The sequence below is a fragment of the Chryseobacterium gallinarum genome (assembly GCF_001021975.1).
GTDB lineage: Bacteria > Bacteroidota > Bacteroidia > Flavobacteriales > Weeksellaceae > Chryseobacterium > Chryseobacterium gallinarum.
Genome location: NZ_CP009928.1, coordinates 2,449,872 through 2,462,450 on the forward strand (window position 1 = coordinate 2,449,872; position 12,579 = coordinate 2,462,450).

16 protein-coding genes are annotated in these 12,579 nt (G+C 37.2%); 14 read left to right on the forward strand and 2 right to left on the reverse strand.

Going from position 1 to position 12,579, the window contains the following annotated elements:
• The first annotated feature begins 7 nt into the window (after positions 1–7).
• From OK18_RS10975 to OK18_RS11020, 10 genes are all read left to right on the forward strand, one after another.
• The gene (locus tag OK18_RS10975; protein WP_053328014.1) at positions 8–1,510 is read left to right on the forward strand and encodes a RagB/SusD family nutrient uptake outer membrane protein; all 1,503 of its coding nucleotides are present in this window, start codon (positions 8–10) and stop codon (positions 1,508–1,510) included.
• Between the two features lie 149 nt (positions 1,511–1,659).
• Complete coding sequence (locus tag OK18_RS10980; RefSeq protein ID WP_053328015.1) at positions 1,660–2,277, forward strand: hypothetical protein; 618 nt, start codon at positions 1,660–1,662, stop codon at positions 2,275–2,277.
• A 69-nt stretch (positions 2,278–2,346) separates the two neighbouring features.
• The gene (locus tag OK18_RS10985; protein WP_053328016.1) at positions 2,347–2,637 is read left to right on the forward strand and encodes a winged helix-turn-helix domain-containing protein; all 291 of its coding nucleotides are present in this window, start codon (positions 2,347–2,349) and stop codon (positions 2,635–2,637) included.
• 63 nt (positions 2,638–2,700) lie between these two features.
• Complete coding sequence (locus OK18_RS10990) at positions 2,701–2,991, forward strand: hypothetical protein (protein WP_050020728.1); 291 nt, start codon at positions 2,701–2,703, stop codon at positions 2,989–2,991.
• 22 nt (positions 2,992–3,013) lie between these two features.
• Positions 3,014–3,853 (forward strand): metallophosphoesterase, encoded by an 840-nt coding sequence (locus OK18_RS10995; protein ID WP_053328017.1) that lies wholly within the window; start codon positions 3,014–3,016, stop codon positions 3,851–3,853.
• Positions 3,854–3,860: 7 nt separating this feature from the next.
• Positions 3,861–4,157, forward strand: coding sequence for a hypothetical protein (locus OK18_RS11000; RefSeq protein ID WP_053328018.1), 297 nt, complete (start codon positions 3,861–3,863; stop codon positions 4,155–4,157).
• An 11-nt stretch (positions 4,158–4,168) separates the two neighbouring features.
• The gene (locus tag OK18_RS11005; protein ID WP_050022710.1) at positions 4,169–4,654 is read left to right on the forward strand and encodes a Coq4 family protein; all 486 of its coding nucleotides are present in this window, start codon (positions 4,169–4,171) and stop codon (positions 4,652–4,654) included.
• 136 nt (positions 4,655–4,790) lie between these two features.
• Positions 4,791–6,164: a DUF4153 domain-containing protein gene (locus OK18_RS11010; RefSeq protein WP_053328019.1), complete on the forward strand. Its 1,374-nt coding sequence runs from the start codon at positions 4,791–4,793 to the stop codon at positions 6,162–6,164.
• 5 nt (positions 6,165–6,169) lie between these two features.
• Positions 6,170–6,709 carry a hypothetical protein gene (locus OK18_RS11015; protein ID WP_053328020.1) on the forward strand — a complete coding sequence of 180 codons (540 nt, stop codon included), beginning with the start codon at positions 6,170–6,172 and terminating at the stop codon, positions 6,707–6,709.
• A 59-nt stretch (positions 6,710–6,768) separates the two neighbouring features.
• Positions 6,769–7,281, forward strand: coding sequence for a hypothetical protein (locus tag OK18_RS11020; protein WP_053328021.1), 513 nt, complete (start codon positions 6,769–6,771; stop codon positions 7,279–7,281).
• 96 nt (positions 7,282–7,377) lie between these two features.
• Here OK18_RS11020 and dtd read toward each other — a convergent pair whose 3' ends face one another.
• Positions 7,378–7,827 (reverse strand): D-aminoacyl-tRNA deacylase, encoded by a 450-nt coding sequence (gene dtd / locus OK18_RS11025; RefSeq protein WP_053328022.1) that lies wholly within the window; start codon positions 7,825–7,827, stop codon positions 7,378–7,380.
• Positions 7,827–8,282, reverse strand: coding sequence for a hypothetical protein (locus tag OK18_RS11030; protein WP_053328023.1), 456 nt, complete (start codon positions 8,280–8,282; stop codon positions 7,827–7,829). The genes dtd and OK18_RS11030 overlap by 1 nt, the downstream gene beginning before the upstream one ends.
• 109 nt (positions 8,283–8,391) lie before the next feature.
• Here OK18_RS11030 and greA point away from each other — a divergent pair, with 109 nt between their 5' ends.
• The 4 genes from greA to OK18_RS11050 all read left to right on the forward strand — a co-directional run bounded on the left by greA (position 8,392) and on the right by OK18_RS11050 (position 12,576).
• A complete protein-coding gene (greA, locus tag OK18_RS11035) occupies positions 8,392–8,862 on the forward strand; it encodes a transcription elongation factor GreA (protein ID WP_050022704.1) in 471 nt (156 codons plus the stop codon).
• A 53-nt stretch (positions 8,863–8,915) separates the two neighbouring features.
• Positions 8,916–9,305: an HIT family protein gene (locus OK18_RS11040; protein ID WP_050022705.1), complete on the forward strand. Its 390-nt coding sequence runs from the start codon at positions 8,916–8,918 to the stop codon at positions 9,303–9,305.
• A 65-nt stretch (positions 9,306–9,370) separates the two neighbouring features.
• Positions 9,371–10,558 carry an ATP-dependent Clp protease ATP-binding subunit ClpX gene (clpX, locus tag OK18_RS11045; RefSeq protein WP_050022706.1) on the forward strand — a complete coding sequence of 396 codons (1,188 nt, stop codon included), beginning with the start codon at positions 9,371–9,373 and terminating at the stop codon, positions 10,556–10,558.
• Between the two features lie 74 nt (positions 10,559–10,632).
• Positions 10,633–12,576, forward strand: a complete 1,944-nt coding sequence (locus OK18_RS11050) for a T9SS type A sorting domain-containing protein (protein WP_053328024.1) — start codon at positions 10,633–10,635, stop codon at positions 12,574–12,576.
• The last annotated feature ends 3 nt before the right edge of the window (positions 12,577–12,579 follow it).

Below are 12,579 nucleotides of genomic sequence, written 5' to 3' on the forward strand. Positions count from 1 at the left end.
ATAAATTATGAAAAGTATTAAAAAGCAATATATAAAATGGGCTGTTGTTCTTTCAGTCTTTACAGTAATGGTTTCATGTCAGAGTGATTATCTTGAAACGGATCCTACTACAGCTGCCTCAGAGGAGGCTGCTTACTCAAGTGCCTCAAATCTTATGGCCATTATTAATGGAATGCATAGAGATATGTATTACAGGCAAAACGATAATCAAGGACAAAATGGACAGGGTGGAATTATGATTATGATGGATGCTTTAGCTGATGACCTGGTCTTTCCATCTACAGGAAATGGATGGTACGTCTCTACAGTCAGATGGCAGGATCAGGTAAATGAAAATGCATCCAATGATTTTTACCCTTATCAGTTTTACTACGCTCTTATCAGAAATGCCAATCTTGTTATTGCTAATGGACCTTCCGTTCCTGCGCCAAACGCTTCTGATGCTGCTACAATAAAAATGGCTATTGGGGAAGCTTATGCTTTCAGAGCTTTTTGTTACTATATGCTGGTTCAGATTTATGGTAAAAGATATGTACCTGGCGCTGCTAATACCCAGCTCGGTGTACCCATCAGACTGGTAGCTAATGAAGTTCCCCTGGCAAGAAATACAGTGGAAGAAGTATATGCTCAGATCAATAAAGATCTTGATGAAGCAGCGGCCAGACTTACGGGAACCAGAGCTACGAAATCTCATTTTAATGATAAGGTGGTTCTTGGATTGAGAGCCAGAATTGCATTGACACAAGGGAATTATACAGCAGCTGCAGCTGCAGCTAAATCTGCCAGAGTAGGATTTCCTTTAATGGACAATGCAACATATACAGCCGGTTTTAATAGCCTTGCAGGAAATAATGAGTGGATGTGGGGAGCTACGATTATTGCTGATCAGGGAGATACATTTTCAAACTTCGGAGCTTATATGTCACGAAACTTTAACTCAACCAATATTCGACAGGCTCCAAAGGCTATTAACAGTAAACTATTTCTGTCATTCCCTTCTACGGACATAAGAACCAAAAACTTTGATCCTTCAGGAGCACACACGGCATTGGGATTGCCTTCAACATATTCCAAGTTTCCTTATACAAGTCAGAAATTTCTTGCTGCAAGCCAGGCGGACAGTAGAGTGGATGTGCCTTACATGAGAGCTGCAGAAATGTATCTTATAGAGGCTGAAGCATTAGCCAGATTAGGTGATGAGGCTGGTTCAAAAATAGTTTTTAATGAATTTGCAAAAAACAGGAATACTGCTTATCCGGGAGCTACAAGTACAGGAGCAGCCTATATCACTGAAATTCTTAACAGCAGAAGACTGGAGTTTTGGGGAGAGGGCTTTAGATTCCTGGATCTGAAAAGGTTAAATCTGGGGCTGGACAGAAGTGGAGCAAACCATTCTTCAGTAGTTACCAATAACGTGATGACAGTTGCTAATACTGATCCCCGCTGGGAATTTCTGATTCCAAGAGCAGAAATCAATGCAAATCCATTAGTTGTTCAGAATCCTTTATAATAATCAACACTTTTTAATATATTGTAGGACCTTGCTTCGGCGGGGTCCTTTTTTTAGCACAACAGAATAATAAACAAGCAATGGAAATTTCAAAAAAATATTTTGCATTTTAAAAATAAATATTAACTTTGTAATTCAAAGTTCTTTTTATGGAGACAAAAAACTATCACGAAGACTTATCCCATATCCGTTCCATGATGGAACGGTCTTCCAGGTTTATTTCGCTAAGCGGGTTATCCGGCGTTGTTGCTGGTTTGGCAGCGCTGATCGGAGCGGTATACGTATACCTTGTTTTAGAGAGAGAAGGAATCAATTACTTTGAAGGAAATAGAAATTTCTTTGCTCCGGCTTTAGTAAAGGAACTTACACTTATCGGGATTGTGATTTTAGTTGTCGCCATTCTCAGCGGATATATTTTTACAGCTCATAAAAGTAAAAAGAAAGGCCTGAGAATATGGGATGCTACTACAAAACGGCTTTTAATAACCTTTGCAGTACCTTTAGTGACAGGAGGAATTTTTTGTCTGGCACTCCTGTCAAGTCATCTTTTTGTCTGGATTGCACCTGCAACTTTGGTTTTTTACGGGCTGGCTCTGGTGAGTGCGGAAAGATATACCCTGCCGGATGTTAAATATTTAGGATATTGTGAAATCATCCTGGGATTACTTGCTTTATTTTTTTTGGGATGGGGACTGGTATTCTGGGCTGTTGGTTTTGGCGTTCTGCATATTGTTTATGGACTTATTATGCACAAGAAATATAAATAAAAGCTAAATTTGCAGCTCTTTTGTTTACTTTTTAAAGTAGCTGCCGAATAAGCGACTGATTACCCCATTATGATAAAAATAAATCAACTCAACAAAGAATTTGAAAGCCGTGTGAGACTGGGCATTATGTCCGTTCTTATGGTGAATGACTGGGTTGATTTCTCAGAAATGAAAAATTTGCTCGAAATTACTGACGGAAATCTGGCCAGCCATAGTAATGCTTTGGAAAAAGCCGGATATATTGAAGTAAAGAAAGAATTTGTAGGAAAGAAGCCTAAAACCTCTTACCGTGTAACACAAATTGGAAGACAGGCTTTTACAGCACATCTTGATGCATTGGAAAAAATATTAGGACGTTAACCCTATATTTTTTTAAAAAATAACTTTGAAATACAAAGTACTTTATAATAAAAATAAAATAATATGATGACACAAAAACAAAAAACACTCGCAATTTACATTGTTCCATTGATTTTACTGTGCATACCATTGCTGGGGAATCTGTTTTCTAGTGAAGTGAGATGGTCGGCATCAGATTTCCTGATTGCAGGAGTCTTATTATTTACAACGGCCTTTCTGATCAACCTGGTCAGAAATAAAATCAAAAAACAAAGCCGGAAGACATTGGCCTGCATTTTAATTTTACTCGCCCTTGCATTGATCTGGCTCGAGCTGGCAGTAGGAGTTTTCGGAAGTCCGTTTGCGGGAAGTTAGACCAGATTTACTATTATTTAATATGACGAGAAAAGAATTCATTAAAAGACTTACGTATCTTTCAATAGCAGGGGCTTTTCCTGCATTATACTCGTGGCAGGTAGAACCTTTCTGGGTAGAATTCGTTCAAAGAAAACTTCCCGTTAAAAATCTGCCTCAGTGGCTGGAAGGAAAAATACTGATGCAGATTTCCGATCTGCATGTTGGGGACCGCTTCGACTGGAATTTTTTGATTAAATCTTTCCGGGAAGCTAAAGGATTTAACCCTGATTTTGTAGTCTACACAGGTGATTTTGTAAACCATGGAACAGCGCAGGAACAGGAAGACTTAAAAAAGGTAATGAAAGAAGCAGTTATGGGATCATTGGCAACTTTTGGAATTCTGGGGAATCATGATTACGGCAGAAACTGGAAAGATACCGGATGTGCAGAAAATATTTGCAGGATTCTCAGGGATTATGGAATTACAATATTGAGAAATGATCAGCAGCATAGTCATGGCCTGAATTTTATAGGTTTTGATGATCTGTGGTCTCCCAATTTTCGACCCTCAGAAGTTATGAATCAATATGATTTATCAAAAGCGAATATTGTGCTCTGCCATAATCCGGATGCCTGTGACCGGAATATCTGGAACGGCTATCAGGGCTGGATTTTGAGTGGACATACGCATGGTGGACAATGCAGGGTCCCCGGAATTATCACTCCTGTATTACCTGTAAAAAATAAAAGGTACGTTTCAGGGGAAATTGATCTGGAAGATGGAAGGAGGTTGTACATCAATCGGGCACTCGGACATTCTTTTCAGCTCAGGTTTATGGTCCGTCCGGAAATTACTGTTTTTACTTTAACCCAAACTTAAATACACAATGAAAGATCAAAACATTTTAAACATTGGGAAAATGATATTCGGATTGTTTTTTTTAGCAGGAAATATCTGTCTTTTCGGTTATATGATCACCAAAGAATTCTGGTTTGCCGATTCAGGATTTATGCTCATTATTTACGGATCTGTTTTTAATCTTGTCGCACTGGCAATACTATTAGCCTACGGGATCATTGAAAAAGCTAAACGCAGGGTCTGCTTCCGGTCTGCAGCAATGCTTTTGATCAATATACCATTTGCTGTTCTTTATACCATCATAGGATGGAATCTCATATTTTAACTGCATACATTATGAAAAAAATACGCGTTCGGTTCCTGCTTTTTGTGTATGAGAAAACCCAAAAGCTCTACAGGACATATTTTAAAAAGAAAAAAAGACAGTGGCAATTCACTGAAAAACAATTGCTGGAATTCAGGGAAGATTCTTTGGGAAGAAAACTTGGAGAGTTTTATAAAAAGCACGGCTTTTCAATGATTCCCAAAATGGAAAATCATGATGTGCATCATTTGATAACAGGTTGTGGGACCAATTTTGAGGACGAAATTGCCATGCAGTATCTGTTGCTGGGGAATGGCAAGATCAATGCTCATCTTTTAGCCGCCATACTATTGGGAACCTTACTATTACCAGAGTATATAAAAATTTATATGAAAGCTTATAGGAAGGGCCGGCATATGAGAGCCTTTCACGAATGGGATTTTGAAGGCTTGCTTTGGCAGGATTTCCAACATCTGAAAGACTTTATTCAGCAAAAGGAAACTGTTGTACTGCATTAGTACCCTCATATGGATAAAATAAAACCCGTCTGGCCGGAAAAAGACTCTCTGCTTGTACTTCTTTACTTGCCAGTATTCCCATTGTCTTACTATATCCCACAATCCTAAAATTTTTGTTGACCTCAATTTTACAACAATGAAAACACATCATTATATATTAATCACTACAGTCTTGTTTGTTATTCTTTTTTATGAACAGGACCTTGGGCTGAACCTCGGGATTCTTGGAGTTTTATATACAGTTTTAACTTTTTTTAAAACGAATGAAAAAAATAAGACCCTCACATTTAACATCCTCACGGCCACGAGTATTCTCTCAAGTTTTGCTTTTGCCTGGTATGGAGATTTTTCTTCCTTTATTGCATTGGTAAGTTCACTGCTTTTATTGGGATACAAATCAAGAAACAGGAAGATGAAGCCTCTTTTTCTTATCCCTGTTTTTGTAGTAAATGGCTTTACTTCAATTTGCAGAATTTTCAATTTCGATGCATGGCTGCCCAAAAAGAATGTTTCGGGATTATGGCAGAAAATACTGGCTTTTATACTGATTCCACTGGTGCTTTTATCCGTTTTTTGTGGGATATATGCTGCTGGTAGTGATCATTTTGCAGCATTTTTTACGGATTATGAACTTGATATCAATCTATGGCAGGTTTTCTGCCTTACCGTTTTAGGTTTTGTTATTGCTTTTAATTATTGGAATTATGCCGTTGAAAGATTAATCTATAAAATCCACCATGTATTGGATAATGATTTTCAGGAGAAAGATAGAATTCAAAAAGCAACTTATTCCTTCCTTGATCTGGATGCTGAAAGAATGAGCGGGATCATTTCTTTTTTATTGCTGAATATCCTGCTGGTTTTTTTTATCATAACCTATAACTACGAGCAGTTCTATGAAACCTTAAAAACGCCTGCACAGCTCTCAGAAGAAACTCATGAGAGAGTAGGGTCCGTTATCATGTCTATCATCATGGCGATTTTGGTGATCATGTTCTATTTTAAATCAGGTTTTAATTTTGATCCAAAAGCAGGAACAATGAAAATATTGGCTAAAATCTGGATTTTCCTGAATGCCATTCTTGTATTGTCAGCAGGAGCGAAGAACTATGAGTACATCATAAATTATGGGATTACTTATAAGAGGCTGGGAGTTTTCGCTTTTCTGCTTTTATCTTTAACCGGGCTGGTCCTGACCTGTATTAAAATTCAAAAGAAAAAGAGAAATGCTTTCCTGTTTAACACCATGGCCTGGTATCTTTATGGAACAATTTTGGCTTGTAGTTATATCAACTGGGGTGGTTTTATCACTTCCCGGAATAGGGAACGTAAGGACTTTGTCATTACCTATCACTTCGATTCGGTGAATTTTAGTGAAAGCGCTTTACTGAAATATGCAAATGAAAAGAAGGATAGTCAGCTTAAGAAGAATGTCCTGAAAAAAATTAATAAAGAAAAATCCAGAACGTTCCTCTCGGGCATTCTTTATTATGAAACATTAAAAGATTAATTATTATGAAAAAAAGCTTGTTGTTAATTCCATTGATTATTATTTCCTGTAAAAAAGAAGCCAATGTACCGGATGTTGCGGGTAAGGACTCTACAGTGGTAACAGAAATGCCGGATTCTGTTCAAAAAACAGATTCTGCAGCATTGAAGAAAAGAGATTCAATTATTAACAATGCTCCTGCTACTAAAGAAGTTCTGCGTAAAGGAGTAATGAGAAGCGAAAAAGAAGGCCAGATTGTAAGAACAGCTGATGCTTCCCAGCTTCCGTTTACCTTAGGAGAAGAATTTACCAAAGATGATCAGGAATTGATTTTAAAACTTACCCATTATGATCAGCCGAATATCAAAGCCAAAATTTCTACCAAAGATAAAGATTTCAATATCCGTTTTAATCAGATAAAACTTCCTAATGGTGATTATGACGGACCTTTCGGAAGAGAAATTACCTATGAAACTCCCGGAAAAGGAGAGGTATGGCTGATTATAGGAAAAAGTAATATGGCTTCAGGAAATACGAAAGGAAACTTTACGGTAAGTGTTGAATAGTTTATTCTCAATTTGGTATAATTTCTGCAAACCCTATTATAAATTAAAAATTTAATATTATGAAAAATATAGTTCTAACAGCAATGGCCGCTTCAGCTGTACTGGTAAGTTGCGGAACCGTACAGTCGCTGGTTCAGAATACATTTCCATACACTACCAATGTTTTAGTCTCTACCGGTGTGCCTGCTGACAAAGAAGTATCCTCTACAGCAACTGCTACCAATGTGCAAACCTGGTTTGGAGGAAATAACAATGCTATGATAAAAGATGTAAGGATTTCAGAAGCAAAAATTTCTGTGGCATCTCCTTCAGGAGGAAATCTTAGTGCATTCAAAGCTATTAAGATTTACATTTCATCTTCTGGAACCGGTGAAAGGCTTATTGCCTCCCGTTCCAATATCTCTACCAATTCTTCCAGCCTGAACCTGGATTTGAATGATACAGGATTTCTGGATGAAATTGTAAAAAGCTCCGGACTTACGGTAAGAACGGTCTATGAGTTGAGAAATCAAACGAGTTCGGATATGAACATTAAAGTAGCTCTTAACTTCAATAGTGTTCCGGCGAAATAAGATTTTTAAAGAATAAATAAAACTCCTTTCAGCACGTCTGAAAGGAGTTTTATTTATTATAATTTTGTGAATTTCTCCACGACTTATTTCCTGAAACTATATTTTTGTAATGGAGTCCATAACAATGGTGACAGGTCCGTCATTAGTCAGAGATACCTTCATGTCTGCTCCAAAGATTCCGCTTTCTGTTTTTAATCCAGACTTTGCCAGTTCCTCTTTAAAATAATCAAATAACGGAACAGCCTTATCAGGTTTTGCGGCCTTAATGAAAGAAGGACGGTTTCCCTTCTTGTAATCAGCAATCAGGGTGAACTGGCTGATGCAGAGAATTTCCCCTGAAATATCTCTGACGGAAAGATTGAGTTTATCCTCTTCATCGCCAAAGATTCTCAAATTTAAAACTTTTTGAACCAGCCAGTCTGCATCTGCTTTATCATCATTTTCATCAATACCTGTAAGCAGCATTAATCCTTTTCCAATCTCTCCAACGATTTTTCCGTCTACTTTTACATTGGCTTGGGAAACCCTTTGTATAACAATCTTCATTAGTAATAAATATTTAAAACTTTAGTTGTAATATCATAATGATAAGGATAGGTTTTAGGAGGAAGTGAAGTTTTTGCTCCGGATTCCGGCTGCCCGGTTCTTAAAATCCATTTTGTATTATCCTTAGGACATAGGATGGCGATATTATCCTTCACTTCAAGAGTTGTATTGTTATCCGGGCACAGATGAGGTGCATTCCGGTCATATACTTTAAAAGAATCCCCGGCACGTACCACAATAAGGCCTCTTGTGCCAGACTGCTGTTCATTGATGTAAAGCCAGCCGTTATCATAGTTTAAAGCATTGTAAGCCGGTAGGTTCAAATTCAGCGTAACATTGATGGGATTATTGGGGAAACAGCTCACCGTGTCTTCCCTGCTTCCACACGAGTTAACGGATAAATTACTGAAAATCAATAAAATGAAAATAGATAATATCGAAAAAGTTTTTTTCATTTCAATTTAAATTTTTATATATTTGTAAAAATTAAACGATTATAACACGAAAACATTGTCCGGCAAATGTCGGATTATTTTTTTATACTAAAACTAAATTTTGAAAATTATGGCAAGCTATGTAACCAAGGAGGGACTAGAGAAAATGAAAGCTGAGCTGGAACAGTTGGAAACTGTAGAGAGACCAAAAATTACTCAGCAGATCGCAGAAGCAAGAGACAAAGGAGATTTGTCTGAAAATGCAGAATATGATGCGGCTAAAGAGGCTCAGGGAATGCTTGAAATGAGAATTTCCAAGCTGAAAGACGTCATCTCAACTTCTAAAATTATAGACGAAAGCCAATTAGATACTTCAAAAGTTTCCATCTTAACGACAGTGAAACTTAAAAATAATGCGACTAAACAAGAGCAGGTATTTACATTGGTGCCGGATAACGAAAGCGACCTTAAATCAGGGAAGATTTCTGTAAATACTCCGATTGCAAAAGGTCTGTTAGGAAAGGCAGTGGGGGAAACCGCAGAAATTACTTTACCGAACGGAAACAAACTGTCTTTCGAAGTATTAGACATCAGCCTTTAATCTGATTCCGATTTTATTTCTAACTTCAATATCTAACTTTAACTTCTAATATAATGAGCACTATATTCACGAAAATCATCAATGGCGAAATTCCCTCATATAAAATTGCGGAAGATGAAAACTATATTGCATTCTTAGACGCAATGCCCCTGGTGAAAGGACATACCCTGGTAGTACCTAAAAAAGAAGTGGATTTGATTTTTGATCTTGAAAGTGAAGAATACAAAAACCTTTGGGGATTTGCCCAAAAGGTAGCCAAGAAGATCAAAACTGCAATTCCATGTGTAAGAGTAGGAGTGGCGGTAGTAGGGCTTGAAGTTCCTCATGCACACATCCATCTGATTCCTTTAAACAAGATGGAAGACATGAATTTTAGAAATGAAAGATTAAAATTAACGAACGAAGAATATACAGAGATTCAAAACTCAATTATTAATTCTTAAAAATATAAAATCGTAAAAAAGCAATTTTTTACGATTTTCTTTAACGTATACATTATATATATATTATGAATTCAAACCAATGTTCTTTCTGCGGTAGAAAAAGAAACGAAGTACAGATGCTGATTTCTGGGCAGAACGGTTTTATTTGTGAAAATTGTATAGAGCAGGCACACACCATTGTGAAAGACAGTGTTGCTAAAACAGGATATGCCCCTGCTGATAGTATGGAAGAGCTTAAAAAGCCTAAAGAGATCAAAGAATTTCTTGATCAATATGTCATTGGACAAGATCAGGCTAAAAAACAGCTTTCGATTGCAGTATACAATCATTATAAAAGATTACTGCATGCCCAGGACGAAAACAGGGAAGTGGAACTTGAGAAATCAAACATTATCATGATCGGAGAAACCGGGACAGGGAAAACGTTATTGGCTAAAACCATTGCCAGAGAACTGAACGTCCCGTTCTGTATTGTGGATGCTACTATTTTAACTGAAGCAGGGTATGTAGGAGAAGATGTTGAAAGCATCCTTTCAAGACTATTGATGGTGGCAGACTATGACGTAGAGAAAGCAGAGAAAGGAATCGTCTTTATTGATGAGATTGATAAAATTGCAAGAAAATCAGATAACCCGAGTATTACAAGAGATGTCTCAGGGGAAGGAGTACAGCAGGGGCTGTTAAAGCTGTTGGAAGGAAGTATAGTGAATGTTCCCCCACAAGGAGGAAGAAAACATCCTGACCAGAAATATATTCAGGTGAATACCCAGAATATACTGTTTATTGCAGGAGGAGCTTTTGACGGGATTAAGGAAATTATTGAAAGAAGAATGAATAAACAAGCCATTGGATTCAGTTCTGAAAAAATCAATAAAACAGATGAAGATGAATATATATTAACAAATATTAATGCCATTGACCTTCGTTCTTTCGGACTTATTCCCGAACTTTTAGGAAGATTTCCAATCATCACTTACCTGGATAAACTCACAAAAGAGACACTGGTAAGGATTATGAAGGAACCTAAAAATTCAATTGTCAACCAATTTGTGGAACTTTTCAAAATGGATGGCACAAATTTGGTTATCACTGACGGAGCCATTGAAAAGATTGTAGAGGAAACCATAGAAAAAGGATTGGGTGCCAGAGGTCTAAGAGGAACTACAGAAAAAGTACTGGAAGACTATATGTTTTCAATAGGAGAAGAAAAAGAGATTATATTATCAGAAGATAATATTTTGATTAATAAGTAAAATATTTTTTTTTATTAGAAAAAAATAATACCTTTGCGGGTGAAGATTGTATTAACACACAAATAATTTATACAATGAGAAAAAGTTTATTTGCTATAGGTCTTTTAGCAATTAGTTATTCTGTTCAGGCGCAGATACTATGTCATGTTGACACTGATGCTAGAATGTATGTGAGCGAAGGCACCCTAGTATATAGTGGTGGAGGTGTACAAACCAAAGGAACTGGTCTTGTGGATGTACACGGAAACGTAATGGTTGTAGGAGCAACCGGAGACGCTTTCAGAACAATTGCCGACAACGGTCAACCAAAACTTGACGGCGGTAATATTATTCTGAGATTAAACACTCCGGCAAGTTTTGCAACCTCTACTTATGGCCAGTTGTACATTGATGGACTTTCCCAATCCAATATTACTGGTATTGTAACTAAGGAGTTTAGAACAACAAGTCAGGGTAGCGGAAATTATTTCCAACAGATAGCCTTGCCATTCTTTGGTAAAGCTTTAAGTTCACTATCTACAGAGCTTGGTAAAAACTTCGATACAGGAAGATACAGTAATCCTATTCTAAAGTGGAATAATACCAATGCTGTTTCCGATCATTTTACCAGTTTAGCAACTACTACCAGTGATGGTTCCGGATACTATATGTTGAAGGTATCCAATGACGACTGGAATCCTAGTGCACCAGCATCAGGAACTGTTTTTGCGGTAAACGGAGCACCTTACGCCCAATTTGCCAGTGCAACAACACTGCAAAACGGAGGAAATGTGGATTTCGGTACAAATGGTAACAACAACAATGCTTACAACGAAAAGTATAATACTTACCTAGACGATTCATTCGAATTTACAGCAAGTCCATGGGCCGGAACATTTGGTAAAAATTTCTATCAATTCGGAAATCCATTTCTTACCAACATCGATTTATCCAAAATCGGATATGATGAAGGTGGAGTATCTGACGGAAATGCAGTAACTAATATCTGGGGAGTAGAATACGACCCGGGTACCATTCACACACTTCCAAATGGTTCCACTTATGCTACAGGATCTAAAATTGTAACATATCAGCCTACTGGTAATGGAGTCGCTCCTGCCGGAGATGTTGATTTGGTGGTGATTAAACCAATGCAGTCGTTTAAGATGAAGCTGAGAGATAATACCAGCCAGACTTTGAATTTTAATACACTGAGAAGATTCAAGCAAACAGCAAGAGCAGCAGGAACTGATTACAGTGTAACAGCAGCCAGATCGGCTCAAAATACATCAAGAGGTAGCCTTAAACAGCTTGGAATTATAGGTCTTGATGCCAATGGAAACGAAATTGGCAGAACTTACTATGTAGTTTCTCCAACATCGGCTACAGGACATCAGGTATCTATAGCTACTACCATTCAGGCTTCTGCAGGTAAAAACCTATTTGGTACTTTTGAAGAAGACATCAATGGTGGATATGATAATAACAATACAAACTATTGGTTATATATCAACGAAGCTAACGAAAGTAACTTCCAGGGTAAGAACGTTAAACTGGTAAATTATTATCTGGATAAAGTTAAATCTTACAAATTTGAAGTTAGAGAAAATGCAGAATTGATTCCTGCAGGTGCTCACCAATTATCTTCAGGTATCGGTTTCTATTATAAAGCGGAAAACGGAACTTTAGTACAGGCAAAACAAGGAGATATTGTTCCTGCCAATACTACAGAAGCAGATTTATACTATGGAGCACCTAGCGAAATTACTTTGGCAAACAAAGAGAAAAAGGTAGCGCCTTCAAGAACACTAGTCGTATACGATCCATCAATTACAAATTATATTGTTAGATTCGATCCGAACTGGAAGAAAGCAGACATTGAAGTTTATGATATGAGCGGTAAACTGGTTATTTCTAAGAAAGCAGTTGATGCATCTAGGGATTTTGTAATCGAGCTTAATAACTCTGTTAAAAATTCATACGTTGTAAAAATTGTTTCCGATAAAGGAGAAACTGTTAACACTAAAATCTTAAAATAAACT

What these genes read in the sequence shown, in the direction of transcription:
- OK18_RS10975 (WP_053328014.1), top strand. Translation starts at nt 8, where the DNA reads ATGAAAAGTATTAAAAAGCAATATATAAAATGGGCTGTTGTTCTTTCA.
- OK18_RS10980 (WP_053328015.1), top strand. Translation starts at nt 1,660, where the DNA reads ATGGAGACAAAAAACTATCACGAAGACTTATCCCATATCCGTTCCATG.
- OK18_RS10985 (WP_053328016.1), top strand. Translation starts at nt 2,347, where the DNA reads ATGATAAAAATAAATCAACTCAACAAAGAATTTGAAAGCCGTGTGAGA.
- OK18_RS10990 (WP_050020728.1), top strand. Translation starts at nt 2,701, where the DNA reads ATGATGACACAAAAACAAAAAACACTCGCAATTTACATTGTTCCATTG.
- OK18_RS10995 (WP_053328017.1), top strand. Translation starts at nt 3,014, where the DNA reads ATGACGAGAAAAGAATTCATTAAAAGACTTACGTATCTTTCAATAGCA.
- OK18_RS11000 (WP_053328018.1), top strand. Translation starts at nt 3,861, where the DNA reads ATGAAAGATCAAAACATTTTAAACATTGGGAAAATGATATTCGGATTG.
- OK18_RS11005 (WP_050022710.1), top strand. Translation starts at nt 4,169, where the DNA reads ATGAAAAAAATACGCGTTCGGTTCCTGCTTTTTGTGTATGAGAAAACC.
- OK18_RS11010 (WP_053328019.1), top strand. Translation starts at nt 4,791, where the DNA reads ATGAAAACACATCATTATATATTAATCACTACAGTCTTGTTTGTTATT.
- OK18_RS11015 (WP_053328020.1), top strand. Translation starts at nt 6,170, where the DNA reads ATGAAAAAAAGCTTGTTGTTAATTCCATTGATTATTATTTCCTGTAAA.
- OK18_RS11020 (WP_053328021.1), top strand. Translation starts at nt 6,769, where the DNA reads ATGAAAAATATAGTTCTAACAGCAATGGCCGCTTCAGCTGTACTGGTA.
- dtd (WP_053328022.1), bottom strand. Translation starts at nt 7,827, where the DNA reads ATGAAGATTGTTATACAAAGGGTTTCCCAAGCCAATGTAAAAGTAGAC.
- OK18_RS11030 (WP_053328023.1), bottom strand. Translation starts at nt 8,282, where the DNA reads ATGAAAAAAACTTTTTCGATATTATCTATTTTCATTTTATTGATTTTC.
- greA (WP_050022704.1), top strand. Translation starts at nt 8,392, where the DNA reads ATGGCAAGCTATGTAACCAAGGAGGGACTAGAGAAAATGAAAGCTGAG.
- OK18_RS11040 (WP_050022705.1), top strand. Translation starts at nt 8,916, where the DNA reads ATGAGCACTATATTCACGAAAATCATCAATGGCGAAATTCCCTCATAT.
- clpX (WP_050022706.1), top strand. Translation starts at nt 9,371, where the DNA reads ATGAATTCAAACCAATGTTCTTTCTGCGGTAGAAAAAGAAACGAAGTA.
- OK18_RS11050 (WP_053328024.1), top strand. Translation starts at nt 10,633, where the DNA reads ATGAGAAAAAGTTTATTTGCTATAGGTCTTTTAGCAATTAGTTATTCT.